This window comes from Streptomyces sp. NPDC096176, assembly GCF_044763255.1.
GTDB lineage: Bacteria > Actinomycetota > Actinomycetes > Streptomycetales > Streptomycetaceae > Streptomyces.
Genome location: NZ_JBIWFV010000003.1, coordinates 60,822 through 80,523, shown reverse-complemented (window position 1 = coordinate 80,523; position 19,702 = coordinate 60,822). Strand labels below are relative to the sequence as shown.

16 protein-coding genes are annotated in these 19,702 nt (G+C 70.8%); 5 read left to right on the top strand and 11 right to left on the bottom strand.

All coding sequences use genetic code 11. The features are described from left to right. Positions 1-29: 29 nt before the first annotated feature. The 3 genes from ACIQ7Q_RS09075 to ACIQ7Q_RS09065 form a co-directional block, all read right to left on the bottom strand. Complete coding sequence (locus ACIQ7Q_RS09075) at positions 30-1,604, bottom strand: APC family permease (RefSeq protein ID WP_403858178.1); 1,575 nt, start codon at positions 1,602-1,604, stop codon at positions 30-32. Then, positions 1,601-3,070, bottom strand: a complete 1,470-nt coding sequence (locus tag ACIQ7Q_RS09070; RefSeq protein WP_403858176.1) for an aldehyde dehydrogenase family protein — start codon at positions 3,068-3,070, stop codon at positions 1,601-1,603. Before ACIQ7Q_RS09070 ends, ACIQ7Q_RS09075 begins: the two co-directional genes overlap by 4 nt. A 203-nt stretch (positions 3,071-3,273) precedes the next feature. Next, positions 3,274-5,685 (bottom strand): SpoIIE family protein phosphatase, encoded by a 2,412-nt coding sequence (locus ACIQ7Q_RS09065; protein WP_403859152.1) that lies wholly within the window; start codon positions 5,683-5,685, stop codon positions 3,274-3,276. Positions 5,686-5,848: 163 nt separating this feature from the next. Between ACIQ7Q_RS09065 and ACIQ7Q_RS09060 the strand changes: the two genes are divergently transcribed. Next, a complete protein-coding gene (locus tag ACIQ7Q_RS09060) occupies positions 5,849-6,022 on the top strand; it encodes a hypothetical protein (RefSeq protein ID WP_403858174.1) in 174 nt (57 codons plus the stop codon). A 132-nt stretch (positions 6,023-6,154) separates the two neighbouring features. Here the strand turns inward: ACIQ7Q_RS09060 and ACIQ7Q_RS09055 are convergent, their stop codons facing one another. Next, positions 6,155-7,303 carry a serine hydrolase domain-containing protein gene (locus ACIQ7Q_RS09055; protein ID WP_403858172.1) on the bottom strand — a complete coding sequence of 383 codons (1,149 nt, stop codon included), beginning with the start codon at positions 7,301-7,303 and terminating at the stop codon, positions 6,155-6,157. Between the two features lie 220 nt (positions 7,304-7,523). On the opposite strand from ACIQ7Q_RS09055, the gene ACIQ7Q_RS09050 reads away from it, so the two are divergent. After that, positions 7,524-9,044: a glutamate synthase subunit beta gene (locus tag ACIQ7Q_RS09050; protein WP_403858171.1), complete on the top strand. Its 1,521-nt coding sequence runs from the start codon at positions 7,524-7,526 to the stop codon at positions 9,042-9,044. Positions 9,045-9,283: 239 nt separating this feature from the next. Further along, positions 9,284-10,486 carry a low temperature requirement protein A gene (locus ACIQ7Q_RS09045; RefSeq protein ID WP_403858169.1) on the top strand — a complete coding sequence of 401 codons (1,203 nt, stop codon included), beginning with the start codon at positions 9,284-9,286 and terminating at the stop codon, positions 10,484-10,486. 43 nt (positions 10,487-10,529) lie between these two features. Here ACIQ7Q_RS09045 and ACIQ7Q_RS09040 read toward each other — a convergent pair whose 3' ends face one another. Further along, positions 10,530-11,396: a GyrI-like domain-containing protein gene (locus ACIQ7Q_RS09040; protein WP_403858167.1), complete on the bottom strand. Its 867-nt coding sequence runs from the start codon at positions 11,394-11,396 to the stop codon at positions 10,530-10,532. Positions 11,397-11,746: 350 nt separating this feature from the next. On the opposite strand from ACIQ7Q_RS09040, the gene ACIQ7Q_RS09035 reads away from it, so the two are divergent. Together ACIQ7Q_RS09035 and ACIQ7Q_RS09030 are read left to right on the top strand one after the other, a co-directional pair. Next, on the top strand, positions 11,747-12,484 hold the full coding sequence (locus ACIQ7Q_RS09035) for a lysophospholipid acyltransferase family protein (protein ID WP_403858165.1): 738 nt from the start codon (positions 11,747-11,749) through the stop codon (positions 12,482-12,484). A gap of 63 nt (positions 12,485-12,547) precedes the next feature. Beyond that, the gene (locus ACIQ7Q_RS09030) at positions 12,548-13,627 is read left to right on the top strand and encodes an NAD-dependent epimerase/dehydratase family protein (protein ID WP_403858163.1); all 1,080 of its coding nucleotides are present in this window, start codon (positions 12,548-12,550) and stop codon (positions 13,625-13,627) included. A 63-nt stretch (positions 13,628-13,690) separates the two neighbouring features. Here ACIQ7Q_RS09030 and ACIQ7Q_RS09025 read toward each other — a convergent pair whose 3' ends face one another. The 6 genes from ACIQ7Q_RS09025 to ACIQ7Q_RS09000 all read right to left on the bottom strand — a co-directional run bounded on the left by ACIQ7Q_RS09025 (position 13,691) and on the right by ACIQ7Q_RS09000 (position 19,702). Then, positions 13,691-15,280 carry an alpha/beta hydrolase gene (locus ACIQ7Q_RS09025; RefSeq protein WP_403858162.1) on the bottom strand — a complete coding sequence of 530 codons (1,590 nt, stop codon included), beginning with the start codon at positions 15,278-15,280 and terminating at the stop codon, positions 13,691-13,693. Positions 15,281-15,396: 116 nt separating this feature from the next. After that, positions 15,397-16,146: an urease accessory protein UreD gene (locus ACIQ7Q_RS09020; RefSeq protein WP_403858160.1), complete on the bottom strand. Its 750-nt coding sequence runs from the start codon at positions 16,144-16,146 to the stop codon at positions 15,397-15,399. A gap of 7 nt (positions 16,147-16,153) precedes the next feature. Then, a complete protein-coding gene (ureG, locus tag ACIQ7Q_RS09015; RefSeq protein ID WP_403858158.1) occupies positions 16,154-16,834 on the bottom strand; it encodes an urease accessory protein UreG in 681 nt (226 codons plus the stop codon). A gap of 103 nt (positions 16,835-16,937) precedes the next feature. Continuing rightward, the gene (locus ACIQ7Q_RS09010) at positions 16,938-17,600 is read right to left on the bottom strand and encodes an urease accessory protein UreF (RefSeq protein WP_403858156.1); all 663 of its coding nucleotides are present in this window, start codon (positions 17,598-17,600) and stop codon (positions 16,938-16,940) included. A gap of 76 nt (positions 17,601-17,676) precedes the next feature. Then, the gene (locus tag ACIQ7Q_RS09005; protein WP_403858154.1) at positions 17,677-19,398 is read right to left on the bottom strand and encodes an urease subunit alpha; all 1,722 of its coding nucleotides are present in this window, start codon (positions 19,396-19,398) and stop codon (positions 17,677-17,679) included. After that, positions 19,391-19,702 (bottom strand): urease subunit beta, encoded by a 312-nt coding sequence (locus ACIQ7Q_RS09000; RefSeq protein WP_403858152.1) that lies wholly within the window; start codon positions 19,700-19,702, stop codon positions 19,391-19,393. Before ACIQ7Q_RS09000 ends, ACIQ7Q_RS09005 begins: the two co-directional genes overlap by 8 nt.

Genomic DNA, 19,702 nt, shown 5'->3' with positions numbered 1-19,702 from the left:
GTCGGGCGGGCCAGGGGACGCACGGGGCGTCAGGGAGTGGTCGGGTCGCCGATCTCCGCGGCCTGTGCGGCGTGTGCGGCGAGCACGCCCGTCCGGTGCCGCTGGACGAACCAGTAGTAGGCGAACCCGCCGAGGGCGACGATGCCGATGAACAGGAAGGCGCCCCACCGCAGATACCAGTGCTGCGGCCCGGACGCGTTGTACACCGAGGCGCGCGGCCAGGCGAGGTTGATCGACATGGCCGCGCCCCACAGCACGGCGAGCACATTGATCGGCAGCCCCAGACGGCCGAGGGAGAACCGGCCCTCTGCCGGCTTCCACCGGCCGCGCAGCCGCTGGATCAGCAACGGCACGGTGACCATGAGGTACGCGACGTAGATCATGATGATCGCGATGCTCGTGATCACGGAGAAGATCTGCGGCTGGTTGATGTTGATGACGAGGATGACGACGCCCACGAAACCGATCAGCACCGCGGGGACGACGGGGGTGTGGAAGCGCGGGCTGACACGGGCGAGAACAGAACCGGCCGGCAGGTTGTTGTCCCGCGCCATGGCGAACATCAGCCGGATTCCGGCGGCATGGACGGCAAGCACGCACACCGTGATCGCGATGACGACGCACCAGAGGAAGATCTCGCCGATCGTCGAGCCCAGCGTCGCCAGCACCACGTACTGCAGACCGCCCGTGGCCAGTTCCTTCGCGAACAGGTCGGGCACGGCCATCAACGCGAAGAGGAGGATCAGGCCGCCGATGACGAAGGACGCCACGAGGGCGCGCAGGATGGCGCGCGGGGCGTTGCGGCCCGGATTGTGGGACTCCTCGCCGAGCGAGGACGCCGTGTCGAAGCCGTACATCACGTACGCCGACGCGAGGGACGCGGTCAGGAACGCGGCGAAGTAGCCACCGGGTTGACCGGCGCCGAGGCCGTAGGTCTCGGTCAGCACCGTGCTGGGACCGCGGGTGATGTGCACCGCGAGGAAGACGATCAGCGCGACGGCGGCGATCAGCTCGATGAAGACGCCGGCGGAGTTGATACGGGCCATGAGGCTTACACCGAAGGCGTTGACGAGGGTCGAGAAGATGATGAGGACGGTGCCGAGCAGGACGGCGTTGGCGGCGGCGTCGGTCGGGCCGGTTCCGTCGCCCACGAACTGGAACCAGTCGTCGATCTGCGGCAGCGTGATCTGGTACGCGAGCGCGACGGCCGACAGCGTCACCATGGTGGCGGTCATCATCATCCAGCCGCCGAGCCAGCCCACGTGCGGTCCGCCCATCTGCTTGGCCCAGTTGTAGATGGACCCGGCGACCGGGTAGCGGGCGGCCAGCTCGCAGAAGCACAAAGCCACCATCAGCTGGCCCACGAAGACCATCGGCCAGGACCACCAGTACGCGGGGCCGCCGAAGCTGACGCCGAAGTAGAAGAGCTGGAAGGTGCCGGTGAGGATGGAGATGTAGCTGACGCCGGCGGCGAAGGTGTGGAAGTTGCCCAGGGTGCGTTTGAGTTCGGGCTTGTATCCCAGTTCGGCAAGCGAGTCGTCGTCGTGCTCGGCCGTGGCCAAAGGTTTGTGGCCGCCGGACGGCGCGCTGTCGTCGCTGCTCATGCGAACCACCTCTGGGGCGTCGGTGAGAGGTTGTGCCAGATGTGCTTGGCCTCCTGGTACTCGGCCAGTCCGGCCGGGCCGAGTTCGCGGCCGAAGCCGGACTGCTTCATGCCGCCCCACTCCGCCTGCGGCACGTAGGGATGGAAGTCGTTGATCCACATCGTGCCTGCGCGTACCCGGGAGGCGACCCGGTGCGCCTTGCCGGTGTCCTTGGTCCACACCGCTCCGGACAGCCCGTAGACCGTGTCGTTCGCGAGGGCCACCGCCTCCTGCTCGTCGCGGAAGCGCTCCACCGTGAGCACCGGGCCGAACGACTCGTCGCGCACGACGGACATCTGGGTGTCGCACTCGTCGAGCACGGTCGGCAGGTAGTAGAAGCCGTCCTGCAGTTCCGGGTTCTCGGGCCGGGAACCGCCGCAGCGCAGCACCGCTCCCTCGGCGAGACCGGCGGCGACATACGCCTCGATCTTGTCGCGGTGGGCGGCGGAGATCAGCGGGCCGGAGCGGGCGTTCTCGTCGAACGGGCCGCCCAGCACGATGGCCTGCGCCTGGTCGACGATCTCCGCGACGAAGGCGTCGTGCAATTCGTCCTGGACCAGCAGCCGCGCGCCCGCGGAGCAGACCTGGCCGGAGTGGAGGAACACCGCCGTCAGGGCGTAGTCCACGGCGGAATCGAAGTCGGCGTCGGCGAAGACGACGTTGGGGTTCTTGCCGCCGAGTTCCAGGGCGACCTTCTTCACGGTCGGGGCGGCGGCGGCCATGATGCGGCGGCCGGTGGCCAGCCCGCCGGTGAAGGACACCAGGTCGACGCGCGGGTCCTCGGTGAGCGGCGCTCCGGCGATGGCGCCCGCGCCGAGCACCAGGTTCGCGGCCCCCGCGGGGAGTCCGGCCTCGGTGAGCAGCCGCATCAGCATCACGGCGGTGTGGGGTGTCAGTTCGCTGGGCTTGAGGACGAAGGTGTTGCCGGCGCCGAGGGCGGGGGCCACCTTCCACGCCGTCTGCAGCAGCGGATAGTTCCAGGGCGTGATGAGCGTGCAGACGCCGACCGGTTCGTGGACGACCCTGCTGTCGACGCCGGGATCGCCGGTGTCGACGATGCGGTTGCCGCCGCCCGCCGCCACGAGGTTGCCGAAGTAGCGGAAGCAGTTGGCGATGTCGTCCATGTCGTACTCGCTCTCGACCAGGCGCTTGCCGGTGTCGAGGGATTCGGCGCGGGCGAAGTCGGCTTTGTCGCGCTGCAGCAGGTCGGCGACGCGCAGCAGCAGCGCGCCGCGTTCGGCGGCGGGCGTGCGGGGCCAGGGCCCTGTGTCGAAGGCCTCGCGTGCGGCGGCCACGGCCGCGGCCGCGTCCCGGGGGCCGGCCTCGTCGACCGTCGCCACCAGCGTGCCGTCGGCCGGGCAGCGGATCTCACGAGTGCCCTTCTCCGCGGCGGCGGTCCAGGCGCCGCCGATGAACAGCTCCGGCATGGGGGCCTCCGGGGGTCGGTTGGGCGACGGGCGTCCGAGGGCGTTTCGGCCGGTGCGCGCCTTGCTGCGCGTTGGTTGTCGGCACGGTCGCCGTGGACACACTCGGTATCGACAGTAGAGAGACCCGCCGCATCTCGCAGCGGGAGCGATGCCGCCGTGTCCACTTCCCCTCGCCGAGCCACCGTCCGAGCCCCCGCAAGCGGTCAGTCGTTCGAGGGCAGGGGCTGTTCCGTCCAGATCGTCTTTCCCGACTCCGTGTAGCGCGTGCCCCATCTGTGGACGAGCTGGGCGACGATGAACAGGCCGCGGCCCCCTTCGTCGTCCGCCGCGCTGTGCCGCAGGTGCGGTGAGGTGTGACCGGTGTCCGCGACTTCGCACAGCAGACGGCGGTCGCGGATGAGACGCAGGCGCAGCGGACCGCCGGCGTGTTTGATCACATTGGTCACCAGCTCGCTGACGATGAGCTGGACGGAGAACGAAAGTTCCTCGAATCCCCATTCGGCCACCTGCTGAGCGGCCAGCTCCCTCGCCCGGCCCACCGTGGCCGGCTCCGCGGGGAATGCCCATTCGGCGATCTGCCCGGCCTCCAGTTCCCGGGTACGGACCAGCAGCAGTGCGGTGTCGTCCGCCGTCGCGCCCCGGGCGCGGAGGTCGGCCACCGCCCGGTCGCAAAGATCCTCCAAAGACGCCGTTCGGTCGCTGAGCACCCTTCCCAGGCGCCGGATCCCTTGCTCGATGTCGTGGTCCCGGGATTCCACCAGGCCGTCGGTGAACAGTGCCAGCAGGCTGCCCACCGGCAGTTCGAACTCGGCGCTCTCGAAGGGCAGGCCCCCGAGGCCCAGCGGAGGACCCGCCGGCAGCTCGATGTGGCCTACTCGGCCGTCCGGGTCGACCATCACCGGCGGCAGGTGTCCGGCCCGGGCCATCACGCAACGCCGCGAGACCGGGTCGTACACCGCGTACAGGCAGGTGGCGCCGGTCGCCACGTCGTAGCGGGACAGGGCGGCCTCCGGCGCGCCGTCCGATGGTTCCACGTCCTCGCCCGACTGGCCCACCAGGTCGTCGAGTCGCTTCAGCAGTTCGTCGGGGGCCAGGTCCAGCTGCGCGAGGGCGCTGAACGTCGTACGCAGCCGTCCCATGGTGGCCGCCGCGTGCAGGCCGTGGCCGACGACGTCGCCCACGACCAGCCCGACCCGGGTACCCGACAGCGGGACGACGTCGAACCAGTCGCCGCCCACTCCTGTCACGTCGTCGGTGGGGAGATAGCGGTGGGCCACGTCGACCGCGGAGAGACGGGGCACATGGCGGGGCAGCAACTGCTGCTGCAGGGTGAGCGCGGAGGTCCGTTCCCGGGTGAAGCGACGCGCGTTGTCGATGCTCACCGCCGCGCGGGCCGCCAGTTCGTCCGCCAGCGCCACCTCGCCGTTGTCGAAGGCGACCGCGCGGTCGGCGCGTACGAAGGTGATGAGGCCGAAGAGGCTGCCGCCCGCCCGTAGCGGCACCACCAGGGTGTCGCCGTCGAGCACGAGGCCACCGGAGGACAGGACGCGGTGCTGCGGAGTTCCGGGCGGGTGGACCACGGCGACCGGCCCGCCGGCCCACCGGGCTCGGCCCGAACCCCCGCGGTCCTCCGTGGCGGCCGGCCGGGAGGCGATGCGTACCAGGGATGCCTTCGGCGCGCCGCCGGCCGCCGGCAGCTCCCCGTCCAGTACCGCCTCGACGAGGTCGACGGTGGCGCTGTCCGCGAAATCCGGCACGGCTACTTCGGCGATCTGCTCGGCGGTCCGCACCACGTCCAGAGCGCCGCCGACGCTGCGGCCGGCCTTGACGAGCAGGTCCAGTCGGCGCTGCGCCTCGTAACGGTCGGTGATGTCGAAGGCGTCCTCGCAGATACCGAGGACGTTCCCGTCCTCGTCCGTGAGGCGGTAGTAGGAGCACGACCACAGGTGGTCCTTGCCGGGGTCGCTGGGCTGCTCACCGCGGAAGTGGAGGTCGAGGAACGGCTCGCCGGTGTCCAGCACGTGGTGCATGACCGCGTCGAGCGTCTCCGGATAGCCCTTCGTCACGAACCTGCCGGTGGCGTACAGCTCGTCGGCCCGCTTGCCGAGGTACTCCTCGAGCGGACGCCCGATCTCACGCTCGTAGGCGCTGTTGCTCCAGGTCAGACGGAGGTCGGTGCCGTAGATGGCCAGCCCGATGGGTGACTGGGTGGCGAGCCCCTGCAGCATGGCCAGCCGGGATTCCCACTGCCGCATGACCCGCAGCTCCGCCACGGCGATCACCTGCGCCCCGGTACCGGGCCCGGCCAGGGGGCAGGTGGCGGTGGCGACCTGGATCCGGTGGCCGTCTCGGTGAACGGCCAGCCGGGCGTCGCTCCGCCGTGTGCCGTCGGTCCCCGCAGCACTGGTCCCGCCCGACTCGGCCGTCGCAGGGAGCGACAGGAAGGTGTCCAGGGGGCAGCCGATGATCTCGCGCGGGGTCCAACCGAGGAGCGTCTCGGCATCGGAACTCCAGCCGACCACGGTGTTCTGGGCGTCGAGAACCGCGATGGCCGCCCTCGTGACGTTGAGGGGGCCACGGAAGTCGGCGCTCGCGGCCGTGTTCGGCGAGCTCATGGCACCACCGGCCTGGTTCATCAGTTACAGAATCCGCCTGGGCAGGCGGCGGCACAATCGCACGGTCTCCTTTCGGCCGCGGAACCGCCGCCGACTGCGGTTTTGGCCCGGAGGGGCCGGGCAGTCGAGTCGGTGAGCGTCGACGAACGACGAGAGGACCGAGATGAGCGCCGGAGAAAAGGCCAAGGCCAAGGCCGAGCAGGTCGTCGGGAAGGCCGTACGCAAGGCGGCCCACGCGGTCGGCAAGGAGACCACCGCCGCCAAGGGTGCTGCTCTGGAGACGCGCGGCAAGGCCCGCGAGGCCAAGGAGAGGACGAAGGACGGCTTCAAGCACTGACCGCGCCCCTCACGAGGCGCACAGGGGTGGGGTCCGGGCGCGCCGGGCCCCACCCCTGTGCTGCCACTGCTGCGCCGCGCGGGGCAAGGCGGCCGCCCCGTCAACGCCTTCGCTCCGGCTGAAGCAAGGGACCTACGCGCCGGCCGCGTACTCCCAGAAGTCCCTCATCAGCGCCGGGAAACTGGGGCCGCTCATCTCGACCTGGCTGAACATCAGCGTGACCGTGTCCGTCGACGGCGTGATGTGCGCCGTCGTCCCGGTGCCGCCGACCCAGCCGTAGCGTCCCGGCACGCTCCACGGCTCGACCGGCTCGACGTCCACCGAGCCGCCGAAGCCCCAGCCCATTCCCTCCAGGAACAGCCCGGCGGCCTCGCGCTCGGCGCGCGTCAGATGGTTGGTGGTCATCTGCCGCACCGACTCCGCGCGCAGCAGACGCTGATCGCCGACTGCGCCCTCGGCGAGGAGCATCCGCCCGAAGGCCAGCCAGTCGTCGAGCGTCGAGACCAGTCCGCCCGCACCCGACGGGAACGCCGGAGGGCTGCTCCACTGCCCGTCGGCGGCGTCGGCGAGGTGCAGCCCGCCCCCGGGGCCGGTGCGGTAGTAGCAGGTGAAGCGGTGGAGCTTGTCGGCCGGTACGGCGAAGGCGGTGTCCACCATGCCGAGCGGCTCGAAGATCCGCTCGGACAGGAACTCTCCGAGCGGGCGGCCCGTCACCCTGGCGATCAGCACGCCCTGGATGTCGGAACTGATGTTGTACAGCCAGCCGTCGCCGGGCTGGTGCAGCAGCGGGATACGGGAGAGCCGCGCTGTCCACTCGTCCGGCGGGGGCACGAGCTGCGGCTGGGGCGGGCCCTGCTTCAGCTCGCTGACCAGTGGTGCGACCGCGGGCAGCGAGAAGTCGGACGGAAAACCGTGCCCGGATCGAGAGCCGAGCAGATGCTCGACGGTGATCGGCCGGACCGGGGGCACGACATCGTCGGCCGGACTCGCCGGCGTACGGACGACATGAGGCGAGGCCAGCTCCGGCAACCATTCGCCGACGGGGTCGGCGAGTGCGATACGGCCTTCGTCGACCAGCATCATCACGGCGGCGGCCACGACCGGCTTGGTGATGGAGGCCAGGCGGAACAGCGAGTCCCTGGCCATGGGGGCGGTGCCCTCGAGATCCACGGTCCCGACGGCAGCCACCTCGACGCTTTCTCCCCGGGCGATCAGCCCCACGGCACCGGGCACCGAGCCCATGCCGACGTGCCTGCTCAGCGTGTCGTTCAGATCGGCCATGGCTCCACCCTCTCCCGTGCGTGTCCTGGGGGAGACTCCCGCCGGGCCGGAGAATCATCGGCGCGGCGGTCCTGGGTGAGGCCGGGCCGCCCGTCGTTTCGGGCACCCCGCAGCCCGTGGCCCAGGGCCCGCCGAAACTGCGGCGGCGCAGGGCCTCTCCCCCGGGCGTAGGCTGATGTGAACGCCCTGTCAATCCTGAGCCAGCGATGCAGAGGGCGATATGACCGACCCTTTCGGCTTTCTCAAGACGCCCCGGCAGCCGATACCCGCGCGCCCCACCGACGAGCGCCTCGGCGACTGGCACGAGGTGTACGCGGGGCAGACTCTGCTGCCGGTCGTCTCCCGGCAGGCGGGGCGCTGCATGGACTGCGGCATCCCCTTCTGCCACGACGGCTGCCCGCTCGGCAATCTCATACCCGAGTGGAACGTGTACGCCGCCCACGGTGACTGGTCCGCGGCCGCCGAGCGGTTGCATGCCACGAACAACTTTCCCGAGTTCACCGGCCGACTGTGCCCGGCGCCGTGCGAGGACGCGTGCGTTCTCTCGATCAACGCGGAGCCGGTGACGATCAAGAACGTGGAGCAGGCCGTTGCCGACCAGGCGTGGGAACAGGGCTATGTCTCGCCGCTCCCGCCGCAGCGACACAGCGGCAGGACCGTCGCCGTCGTGGGCTCAGGACCGGCGGGCCTGGCCGCGGCGCAACAGCTCACCCGCGCCGGCCACACCGTCGCTGTCTACGAGCGCGCCGACCGGCTCGGCGGTCTGCTCCGCTACGGCATTCCCGCTTTCAAGATGGAGAAGCGGCATTTGGACCGGCGCATCGAGCAGATGGAGGCGGAGGGCACGATCTTCCGCTGCGGGATCGACGTGGGCCGCGATCTCGACGTGGCCGAGGTGAGGACCCGCCACGATGCGGTGGTCATCGCCGTCGGAGCGACACTGGCTCGCGAACTCCCTGTCCCCGGGCGGGAGTTGCACGGCATCTTCCAGGCCATGGACTACCTGACGGCGTCGAACCGGGTCTCGGAGGGGGACTACGCCCAGCCGCCCGTGACCGCCGAGGGTCGGCACGTGGTGATCATCGGGGGCGGCGACACCGGCTCCGACTGCCTCGGCACCACGCTGCGCCAGGGCGCGGCGTCGGTGGTGCAGCTGGACATCAACCCCGAGCCGGCGCCCGTCCGGCCGGACAGCCAGCCGTGGCCCGTCTACCCCAAGATCTACCGGATCTCCCATGCCCACGAGGAGGCCCGCGGACGGGACGGCGCGGACCCGAGGACGTTCTCCACGGCCACCATGCGCTTCGAAGGGGACGCGAGCGGCCGCGTACGCGCATTGTGTCTGACGGAAGTCGAACCGTCGGCCAGACGTCCGCTGGCGGGCACCGAGCGGGTTCTGCCCGCGGATCTGGTCCTGCTCGCGCTGGGCTTCTCGGGCCCCGAACGCGACACCGGCCTGGTCCGGCAGCTCGGACTCACACTCGACGCCCGCGGCAACTTCGCGCGGGACGCAGACTTCGCGGCACGGCCGGGAGAGTGGCACGGAGGGACGGCCGAGCCGACTGCCCGCAGCGTGGCGGACGGCGTCTTCGTCGCGGGCGACGCGGGGCGTGGCCAGTCCCTGGTGGTGTGGGCCATCGCGGAAGGACGGTCCGCAGCAGCGGCGACGGACCGCTACCTGTCCGGCTCCACCGAGCTCCCCTCCCCCATCGCGGCCACGGACCAGCCTCTGAGGCCGTGACGCATCGGCACGCCTGCCCGCTGTGCCACGTCGGCATCCGGGAGGCGAACGGATTCCCCGCCCGCCATGGCGAGTTGAAAAGAATCGGATACGCAGCCGCCTTCCGCGCCCCGCAGCACCCTGTGCTGCGCGGGGCTCCGCCAGCGGTCGACCTGCTGCACGGAGGCCGCGGATGGGACATTCTGACCCAAAGGCCACCCGGCCGCTCGCAGACCACACCGGCGAAGGGCGCGGCGCTGATGACTCAGGAGACTCCGAAGGGGGCCGGTCACGGCCGGGCTGTCGTTCCGCTCGTCCGGATGACGGCCCGAAGCCGCGACGAGGCCCACCGGGCAGCGACTCCGCTGGAACTCTTCTTCGACCTGTGCTTCGTCGTGGCGGTCGCGCAGGCCGGAGTGCGCCTCGTCCATGCCGTGGCCGAGGGCGACCCCGGGCACGGGATCACCGGATACCTGTTCGTGTTCTTCGCCATCTGGTGGGCCTGGGTGAACTTCACCTGGTTCGCCTCCGCCTACGACTGCGACGACGTCCCCTATCGAGTCGCCACGCTGGTGCAGATGGCGGGCGTGCTCGTCCTGGCGGCCGGGGTGCCCCGTGCCTTCGACGCCAACGACTACACGGTTGCAGTTGTCGGATACCTGATCATGCGCGTGGCGCTCACTTTCCAGTGGCTGCGCGCCGCGCGCGGTGAGACAGGTGCCGCAAGAGGGACCGCTCTGAGGTACGCGGCGGGGCTGGTAGTGGTGCAACTGGCCTGGGTGGCTCTGCTGCTGCTGCCGGACGCTGCCTGGAAATGGGGATTCGTGCCGCTGGCCGCCGCGGAAATGGCCGTACCGGCCCTCGCGGAACGACGCCACCGGACGAGCTGGCATCCGCACCACATCGCCGAACGCTACGGCCTTTTCACCATCATCGTGCTCGGAGAGACCATCGCCGCCGCCACCGTGGCCGTGCAGTCCGCCCTGGACGAGTCAGCGGCCCTCGACGAGCTCCTGCCGATCGCGGCCGGCGGACTGCTCATCGTCTTCGCGGCTTTCTGGATCTACTTCGCTGTGCCCATCCACGAGTATCTGGCCTCCAACCGGCAGGCATTCGTGTGGGGATACAGCCACTACGTGATTCTCGGATCCGCCGCCGCGATCGGCGCAGGCATCGAAGTGGCCGTCGAACAGGCGACCCACCACGCCCGCCTCTCCACCTTCGCGGCGGCCCTGGCCGTCACCGTGCCCACCGCGCTCTTCCTGATGACGGTGTGGCTGGTCCACGCACGTCACTTCAAACAGGGCACCGCCCAGAATCTCGTCCTGCCCGTCGCCGCGCTCCTGGTCCTGGCCACCAGCTTCGCCGGACACGGCGCCGTGCCACTGTCCGGGCTCGTCACCGCTTGCGCCATCGCCGTCGGCGTCCGTCTGGCTGTCACGGGCCCGCGCAATGCGACGTGACAAGGCTCGTCACACTGCGCGGGCCCGCTCGGTGCGCGTTCGTTCAGCCCTGCTCCCGCTCCACCGGCAGCCAGAGCTCGGCCTCCGCTTCGGTCCCGTCCGGCGACAGGCGGGTGCGAAGGATCTCCGGGCCCGGGCGGCTGCGGTACGGGTTGGACGGGAACCACTCCGTGAACACGTCCCGCCACAGTTCCTGAATGGCCTCCGGCGCCGGACCGGCGGTGGTGAAGACCGCCCAGGTGCCGGCCGGGACGGGGAGGACGGTCGTGCCTTCCGGGGCGGCCGCTGACGTGATCACCCCCTGGTAGTAGTCGAGCGCGGTCCCTTCGGCGCGGCTCGGATCCAGGTCGTCGCAGACCGCGACGATCCCCTGCGGCTCCTCGTCCGACAGCTTCTCCAGGCTCTCCATTCTCTGCGGTCCGATCCTGCGGACGAAGTCGATGATCGCCTGGTTCGGCCCCCTGTGCACCAGTGGCACCCGGGCCTTGAGGCCGACGACGCTGAAGGCCGGCCTGTCCACTACGCGGTAACGCATGCTGCTGTTCCCTTCGACGGTGAGGCGGAAGGACAGCCGGGGTTGGGAGACGAGCGCGGCACCGGTGCGCCGGGCCTCGCCCGGCCCGACACCGTGCATGGCGCGGAACGCTCGGGCGAACGCCTCGCCCGAGCCGTAGCCGTAGCGCACCGCGATCTCCAGCAGAGGCTCACGATCAGCCAGCACCTCGGCACTTGCGACGGTGAGCCGGCGGCGGCGGATGTACTCCGACAACGGCATGCCCGCGAGTGCCGAGAACATCCGGCGCAGGTGGTACTCCGAGGTGGCCGCGACGCGCGCCGCCCCCGCCACGTCGATGGACTGGTCGAGATGGCGGTCGATGTACTCCATGGTCTGGTTGAGCCGCTCCAGCACGCCAGGCCTCCTTCCTCTTTCGCGATCACCACGCTAGGCAGTACGCAGCCTGCCGGACCCGACATTCTGTGCCCGATCCGGTCGGGTACGGGCGGTGGCCCGGCGGGCCGAGCCGCTCGGACTATGATCGATCAGCACGACGACCAGGGTGTGCCGCTCCGCCGCATGGGACGTGATGGTCTGTCAAAAAAGTCCGCGAGGGGTCAGCATGAGTGCAACCGCACCTGATCGCACCTGACGAAAGTCGGCCGCAGGCGCCGCGGACGTAGATCGACCGAGCCCCTCATTGCATACTGTGACCTCGCAGAACGCGGCTCCAGAGGGAACCGGGCAGAGTTGGGAGAGACACCGTGTTCTACTACGTGCTCAAGTACGTCCTCATCGGGCCGCTGTTGCGGTTGCTCTTCCGGCCCCGGATCGAAGGACTGGAGCACATCCCGGCCGAGGGCGCGGCGATCGTCGCGGGCAATCACCTGTCGTTCTCCGACCACTTCCTGATGCCGGCGATCCTCAAGCGGCGTATCACGTTCCTGGCCAAGGCCGAGTACTTCACCGGCCCCGGCCTCAAGGGCCGGCTGACGGCCGCGTTCTTCCGCAGTGCCGGGCAGATTCCGGTGGACCGCTCCGGCAAGGAGGCCGGTCAGGCCGCCATCCGGGAGGGCCTCGGGGTGCTGGAGAAGGGCGAGTTGCTGGGGATCTATCCGGAGGGCACGCGGTCGCACGACGGTCGGCTCTACAAGGGCAAGGTCGGGGTCGCGGTGATGGCGCTGCGGGCCGGGGTGCCCGTCGTGCCGTGCGCGATGGTGGGGACGTTCGAGATCCAGCCGCCCGGGCAGGTCATTCCGAAGATCAAGCGGGTCACGGTCCGGTTCGGGGAGCCGCTGGACTTCTCCCGTTACGCGGGCATGGAGAACGAGAAGGCCGCGATCCGCGCGATCACCGACGAGATCATGTACGCGATCCTCGAGCTGTCCGGCCAGGAGTACGTCGACCGCTACGCCGCCGAGGTCAAGGCCGAGCAGCAGGAGCAGCAGAAGCAGGAACTGCGTGGCAGGCAGCCGAAGAAGTTCCCCGGGCGCAGCAGCTGAGGCGCGAATCTGCGGTCGGCGAATTTCCTGGGCACCGCCGTACGGGCCGCCTAACGTGCCCGCATGACTCGTCGGAGAAATGACCCTCGTACGGCCAGGGGGAGCGTCCTTGTACTCGGCGCGACAGGACAGGTGGGACGGGCGGCGGTCCGCGCCCTCGCGGCGGACGGCTGGGAGGTGCGGGCGGCCTCACGAGGCGGTGTGCGCGACGCGGACTGGCCGGGCGAGGTGCGAACGCTACAGGTCGACCGCGAGGACGACGCGGCACTGGCCGCCGCGGTCGGCGACGGCTGCGACGTCCTCGTCGACATGGTCGCCTTCCACACCGGCCACGCACGCCAGTTGAGGGCGCTCGCGAACCGGGTCGGTTCGGCCGTCGTCATCTCCAGCGGCGCGGTCTACGAGGACGACCGCGGCCGCAGTTTCGACACCCAGGGCCGGCCCGACGGCTTTCCGCGCTACCCGGTGCCCATCCCCGAGGCCCAGTCCACCGTGGCGCCCGGCGACTCGACGTACGGCACCAGGAAGGTGGCGCTGGAGCGGGATCTGCTGGCGGCCGGTGACGAGCTGCCGGTCACCCTGCTGAGAGCGGGCGCGATCCACGGACCGTACTGCCGTACGCCGCGGGAGCTGTACTTCGTGAAGCGGGCCCTGGACGGCCGGCCGGTGCGTGTGCTGGCCTACGGCGGCCTCAGCAGGTTCCATCCCGTGCATGTGTCCAATGCGGCCGAACTGATCCGGCTGGCGGCGCTGCGGCCGGGCTCCCGCGTACTGAACGCCGGCGACCCCGAGGCACCGACGGTCGCCGCGATCGGCGACGCGATCGACGAGGTGCTCGGCCACCGGTCCGAGACCGTGCTGGTCGACGGGCCGCCCCCGTCGCACTCGGTCGGCGAGACGCCGTGGTCCGGAGCGCACCCGGTGGTGTACGACATGCGCGCCGCGGAGCGCGAGCTCGGCTACAGCGCGGTCACCACGTACGAGGAGTCACTGCCGACGACGGTGGAGTGGCTGGCCAGGCAGTTGCACGGCCGTGAGTGGACAGAAGCGTTTCCGAAGATGGCGAAGAACTACGGTCAGGACGCCCTGTTCAACTACGCGGACGAGGACGCCTGGCTGAAGCAGCACAGGTCCGGCGGCTGACCCCGCACGAAGGGAGGGGCGGCCGTGTCTCCGGCCGCCCCTCCCCCTCTACCGCTGCCTGTCTTACGGCTTCGGCGTGGCGTGCGGCTCGCACGTCACGTCGCGGCTGTCCAGTTCACCGCTGAGCAGGTATGCGTCGACCCGCTCGTTGACGCACGGGTTGACCAGGCCGGTCACACCGTGCGAACCGGCGTCCTTCTCCACGATCAGACGCGAGCCCTTGAGCCGCTTGTGCAGCTCGACGGCGCCCTCGAACGGGGTCGCGGCGTCACGCTCGGCCTGCACGATCAGCACCGGCGGCAGGCCCTTGCGGGTCCTCACCTCCACCGGCGTCTGCTGCTTGGCCGACCAGGTGGCGCACGGAAGGTTCATCCAGGCGTTGGCCCAGGTCATGAACGGGTGGTCCTTGTGCAGCCTGCTGTTGTCGCGGTCCCACTTCTTCCAGCTGGTGGGCCACTTGGCGTCGGCGCACTCGACCGCCGTGTAGACGGCGTTGCCGTTCTCCGCGGAGATGTTGCCCGCGGTGTCCGACAGGTCGGGCGCGGCCGCGTCGACCAGTGCCTGGGTGTCACCGGCGAGGTACTTGCTCCAGGCGCGGGCGACGGGCACCCAGGCGGAGTCGTAGTACGGCGCGCTCTGGAAGAAGCCGATGAGCTCGGCCGGGCCGACGACGCCACCGAGCGGGTTCTTCTTGGCGGTGGCTCGCAGCTTCACCCACTGCTGCTCGACCTTGTCCGGCGTGTCGCCGATGTGGAACGTGGCGTCGTTCTTCGCGATCCACGCCTTCCAGTCGTTCCAGCGCATCTGGAAGGCGACGTCCTGGTCCAGGTTGGCCTGGTACCAGATCTTCTCCCGCGACGGGTTGACGACGCTGTCGACGACCATCCGCCGGACGTGGCCCGGGAACAGCGTCGCGTACACGGCGCCGAGGTAGCTGCCGTAGGAGACGCCCAGGAAGTTGAGCTTCTTCTCACCGAGGGCGGCACGGATGACGTCCAGGTCGCGCGCGGTGTTCGGAGTGGTCATGTGCGGCAGCATCCAGCCGCTGCGCTCGGCGCATCCGTCGGCGTACTCCGCGGCGAGCTTGCGCTGGGCGCGCTTGTCGGCCTCGCTGCCGGGCACCGGGTCGGGCTTCGGCGCCTTGACGAACTCCTGCGGGTCCACGCAGGAGATGGGCGTGGAGTGGCCGACGCCCCGGGGGTCGAAGCCGACGAAGTCGTAGGCCTTGGCCATGTCGGCGTAGACCGGGTTCTTACCGGTGACCCGGGTCGGGAATCGCATTCCGGAGCCGCCGGGGCCGCCGGGGTTGTAGACGAGGGCGCCTTGACGCTCCGCCTCGGTGCCGGTGTTGCCGATGCGGTCGACAGCCAGCTTGATCTGCTTGCCGTTCGGGCGCGCGTAGTCGAGCGGAACGCTCACCGTGCCGCACTGGATGGGCTTGGCGAGCCCCCAGTCCGCCGGGCAGTCAGCCCAGTCGATGCCCTTCTTCGCGGCCCGCTCCGCGGCGAGCCGAACTCCGTACGCCTCCGAGCGGCCGTGGTCGCGGCCTCGGTCGTCGCTGTCCGCGGTCGCCGCGGGGGCCGCTATCGCGCCCGCTATGAGCGTGCTCGCGATGAGAGTGCCGGCCGAGCCGAGCACTGCTGTGCGCCTCACGTGGAAATCCCCCTGCTGTGGTCGTGTTGTCCGGGGGATCTTTCCGTCTCCAGGGGCTCGGGCGACAGCCCGTACAGGCGTTCTTTACCGAACGGAAACCGGTGCGACGGGTCCGCTCAGCGGTGCAGCCCGGCGAGCAAGTCCTCGTGGGCGTCGGCGAGTACGCGCCGCAGGGCCAGAGCGTCCGCCGCCACCGCGGTCACCAGAACGGCGGGGCCGGCGAGCGGGGTCAGCGCCGCGGTGGCGCCCAGCGGGCGGGGTTCGGCCGGCTTGTCCTCGTATGCGGGGTCCACGACAAGAAGTTGACCCACGGCCCGGTGGCCGCCGAGCACGGCCGGGCCGTCCCATCCGCCGGGTGCTTCGGGGCCGCAGGCGAGCTCGGTGTCCAGCAAAGGACGGCCCGCGCGGTGGACGGTGAGGCGCGTGGTGAGGGTTCCCGGCTCCTCCCCGTGACGGCCGAGGATCTGCTCCTCGCGCAGCACGAGCCGCGCGGTCGGTGCAAGCCGGACCCGGGTGTGCATGCCCAGGTCGCTGCCGCGCGCCGCAATCAACTGCTGGGGAAGCCAGTGCAGTTCCGCATCCTCGCCCACGCTCAGGGTGACGTCGTAGCGTGCGTGCTCCCCGCTCGGTCCTGGCAGGGCGAGCGTGGCGGCGGCGGCGTCCACGGTGAGCCGCGCGCCGTCACGTACGTCGGCGTCGACGGCGAGCCGGTCGCCGCCGAGCGGCGCGCTCATCGCGCCGACGACGGTGACCCGTTGGTGCGGTCCGGTGGAGCGGGTACGGCGCAGCGCCAGCGGTCCGTCGCTCGTGAGGACGGGCAGGCCGGTGCGGTCGGCGACGATACGTGCCGTGGCGTGGACGCTCATCCGTTGCTCAGGCGGTCCAGGCGGCGAGCTGCGCCCGCACCCAGTCGGCGACGGGAGTGATGCCGTCGTCCTCGCGCAGCGATGTGAAGGCGACGGGCAGTGCCCCGCGCTGCGCCTTCGCGTCGTCGGCCATGCGGGCGAGGTCGGAGCCGACGTACGGCGCGAGGTCGGTCTTGTTGACGACGAGCAGGTCGGCGGTGGTAACGCCGGGGCCGCCCTTGCGGGGGATGTCGTCGCCGCCCGCCACGTCGATGACGAAGATCTGCGCGTCGACGAGCCCTTTGGAGAAGGTGGCGGTGAGGTTGTCACCGCCGGACTCGACGAGGATCAGGTCGAGCGGACCAACACTGTCCTCCAGGTCCTCGACGGCCTCGAGGTTGGCGGAGATGTCGTCGCGGATGGCGGTGTGCGGGCAGGCGCCGGTCTCGACGGCCTGGATGCGCTCGGGCGGCAGCACGGCATGGCGCAGCAGGAACTCGGCGTCCTCGCGGGTGTAGATGTCGTTGGTGACAACCGCGATGGAGAGCCTGTCGCGCAGCGCCGCGCACAGGGCGGCGACGGTGGCGGTCTTGCCGGATCCGACGGGTCCGCCGAGCCCGATCCGCAGGGCACGCCGAGTGCCGTCGGGGCGCGTTGCGTCGGCACCGACGGCGGCGGGGGCGTCGTAGTGGCTGTGGTCGAGGTGCATGCGGGTGCGGCTCCTTGGTGGTCGGGGCTCGGGGCCGGGATCGGGGACAAGGCTGTGGAACGGGGCCCGGGACGGGGCTCTGGAGGGGGCTGCAGGACGGTGTCTACGACGCGAAGAGGCGGACGGGCCATGCGGCGTGCTGCTCGGCGCTGATGTCGAGCAGGGGGGCCGATGCGGCGGGAAGGCTCTCGACTCCCTCGCGCGCGGCCTCGTCCGCCCGCGCCGCGACCGCGTCCATCTCGGGGGCGAGGCGGGCGAGGACGGCGGTCGCCTCGAAAGGGTCCAGACTGAGCAGACGCACCGCCGCCGTGGCGGGACCGCCGACCGCCTCATAGGCCGCGCAGTGCGCGGCGTCGACGGGCCCGAGGCCCGCCGCGCGGGCCGTGGTGCCGAGGACGATCGGCTGATGTGTGCCGCGCGGGAATGCCGCCGCGAGCGCGTCGAGTTCGGCGCCGGGCCAGGCCGCCCGCGCCGCGCGGAGCAGCTGCCTGCCCAGCTTGCGGGCGGTGGCCCGAAGCGCCGGCGACGGCGTGCGGGCGTCCGCGACGGCGTCGAGGCTCACGGGGTCGTGCCCGAGGGCGGCCGCGGCGGCGAGTCCGGCGGAGGTGAGCCCCGTGGTGTGCAGCCGGCCGCGGCAGAACCTCGCCAGGTCGTCGGCGTTCCGGACACGCCCCGCCTTCACCGCGGCCTCGACGCCGCCGGAGTGCGCGTGCCCGCCGGCGGGGAACCGCCCGTCACAGAGCACGAGCACCGCGGCGCGGCTCATGACGCCGCGTTTCGTGCGGCATGCGGCATCGCCTGTGTGGCGCGTGACGTCGGACGCATCGGATCCACCTGCCGCATCAGAAAAGGAAGTATCGCTGGGCCATGGGCAGTTCGACGGCAGGAGCGGGCTCCACCGGCTCGCCGTCGATGCTCACGGAGAACGTGTCCGCGTCGACCTCCACCCGGGGCATGGCGTCGTTCTCGCGCATGTCCGCCTTCGTCACCCGTCGGGTGCTCCTGATGGGGACGAACCTCTTGTCGAGGCCGAGCCGTCCGGGCAGGTCGTCCTCGATCGCCGCCGGTGCGACGAAGTTGAACGAACTCCGGGCCGCGGCACGCCCCAGCGCGCCGAACATCGGCCGCGGCAGCACCGGCTGCGGGGTGGGGATCGAGGCGTTGGCGTCGCCCATCTGCGCGTACGCGATCTGTCCGCCCTTGAGTACCAGCTGGGGCTTCACGCCGAAGAACGCCGGCTCCCAGAGCACGAGGTCGGCGAGCTTCCCGGTCTCGACCGAGCCGATCTCTCCGTCCAGCCCTTGTGCGACCGCGGGGTTGATCGTGTATTTGGCGACATAACGACGTGCCCGGTGGTTGTCGGCGCGCCCGTCCCCCGCGAGCGGGCCCCTGCGCTTCTTCATCACGTGCGCGGTCTGCCAGGTGCGCATGACCACTTCCCCCACACGTCCCATGGCCTGCGAGTCGGAGGAGATGATCGAGATGGCCCCGAGGTCGTGGAGGATGTCCTCGGCAGCGATCGTGGAGGGCCGGATGCGTGACTCCGCGAAGGCGAGATCCTCGGGCACGGCCGGGTTGAGGTGGTGGCAGACCATCAGCATGTCGAGGTGTTCCTCGATGGTGTTGACGGTGTGCGGCCGGGTCGGGTTGGTCGAGCTGGGCAGGACATGCGGCTCGGAGACGACGGTGATGATGTCGGGAGCGTGCCCGCCGCCCGCGCCCTCGGTGTGGTACGCGTGGACGGTGCGGCCCGCGATGGCCTCGAGGGTGTCGCCGACGAAGCCCGCCTCGTTCAACGTGTCCGTGTGGATGGCGAGCTGCGCGCCGGTCTCGTCGCAGACGGTCAGGCAGGCATCGATGGCGGCGGGTGTCGCCCCCCAGTCCTCGTGGATCTTGAATCCGAGGGCGCCGCCCCTCAGTTGGGAGTACATGGCGTCGCGGGAGACGGTGTTGCCCTTGCCGAGCAGGCCGATGTTGACGGGATAGGTCTCCAGCGCCTCGAACATCCGGGCGAGGTGCCACGGACCGGGTGTGATCGTGGTCGCCTTGGTCCCTTCGGCCGGCCCCGTCCCGCCGCCGACGAGGGTGGTCACGCCGGTTGCGAGCGCCTGCTCCACGACGGTCGGCGAGATGAAGTGGACGTGCGCGTCGATGGCACCGGCGGTGACGATCTTCCCGTTGCCGGCGATGACTTCGGTCTCCGGGCCGATGACGAGGTCGGGATGGACACCGTCCATGGTGTCGGGGTTGCCCGCCTTGCCGATGCCGCAGATCCGGCCGTCGCGCATGCCGATGTCGGCCTTGACGACGCCCCAGTGGTCGATGATCACGGCACCCGTGATCACGGTGTCGGGTGCGCCTTCCGCACGTGTCGTCCGGGACTGCCCCATCGACTCGCGGATGACCTTGCCGCCGCCGAACACCGCCTCGTCACCGGCGCGCCCGGGGCCACCCGAACGGTCGTCCTCGATCTCGACCAGGAGGTCCGTGTCGGCGAGGCGGATACGGTCGCCGGTGGTGGGGCCGAACAGATCTGCGTACACGGCACGGTTCAGTTCAGCCATCGAGCCGGCCCCCGGTCTCTCCCCGCAGCCCGGCGACGATCCGGCGCCCGGCGAGCGGTACGAGTTCGACCTCGACGGGGATGCCCGGCTCGAAGCGCACGGCGGTGCCGGCGGCGACGTTCAGCCGCTTGCCGCGGGCGGCGGCGCGGTCGAAGCCGAGGCCGGGATTGGCCTCGGCGAAGTGGTAGTGCGAGCCGACCTGCACGGGGCGGTCCGCGGCGTTGACAACGGTGAGGCGACTGGTCTCGCGGCCCTCGTTGAGCCGGATCGGCCCGTCGCCGAAGATGATCTCTCCGGGAATCAT

Coding starts and splice junctions, on each gene's coding strand:
- ACIQ7Q_RS09075 (WP_403858178.1), bottom strand. CDS start 1,604: ATGAGCAGCGACGACAGCGCGCCGTCCGGCGGCCACAAACCTTTGGCC.
- ACIQ7Q_RS09070 (WP_403858176.1), bottom strand. CDS start 3,070: ATGCCGGAGCTGTTCATCGGCGGCGCCTGGACCGCCGCCGCGGAGAAG.
- ACIQ7Q_RS09065 (WP_403859152.1), bottom strand. CDS start 5,685: ATGAGCTCGCCGAACACGGCCGCGAGCGCCGACTTCCGTGGCCCCCTC.
- ACIQ7Q_RS09060 (WP_403858174.1), top strand. CDS start 5,849: ATGAGCGCCGGAGAAAAGGCCAAGGCCAAGGCCGAGCAGGTCGTCGGG.
- ACIQ7Q_RS09055 (WP_403858172.1), bottom strand. CDS start 7,303: ATGGCCGATCTGAACGACACGCTGAGCAGGCACGTCGGCATGGGCTCG.
- ACIQ7Q_RS09050 (WP_403858171.1), top strand. CDS start 7,524: ATGACCGACCCTTTCGGCTTTCTCAAGACGCCCCGGCAGCCGATACCC.
- ACIQ7Q_RS09045 (WP_403858169.1), top strand. CDS start 9,284: ATGACTCAGGAGACTCCGAAGGGGGCCGGTCACGGCCGGGCTGTCGTT.
- ACIQ7Q_RS09030 (WP_403858163.1), top strand. CDS start 12,548: ATGACTCGTCGGAGAAATGACCCTCGTACGGCCAGGGGGAGCGTCCTT.
- ACIQ7Q_RS09020 (WP_403858160.1), bottom strand. CDS start 16,146: ATGAGCGTCCACGCCACGGCACGTATCGTCGCCGACCGCACCGGCCTG.
- ureG (WP_403858158.1), bottom strand. CDS start 16,834: ATGCACCTCGACCACAGCCACTACGACGCCCCCGCCGCCGTCGGTGCC.
- ACIQ7Q_RS09010 (WP_403858156.1), bottom strand. CDS start 17,600: ATGAGCCGCGCCGCGGTGCTCGTGCTCTGTGACGGGCGGTTCCCCGCC.
- ACIQ7Q_RS09005 (WP_403858154.1), bottom strand. CDS start 19,398: ATGGCTGAACTGAACCGTGCCGTGTACGCAGATCTGTTCGGCCCCACC.
- ACIQ7Q_RS09000 (WP_403858152.1), bottom strand. CDS start 19,702: ATGATTCCCGGAGAGATCATCTTCGGCGACGGGCCGATCCGGCTCAAC.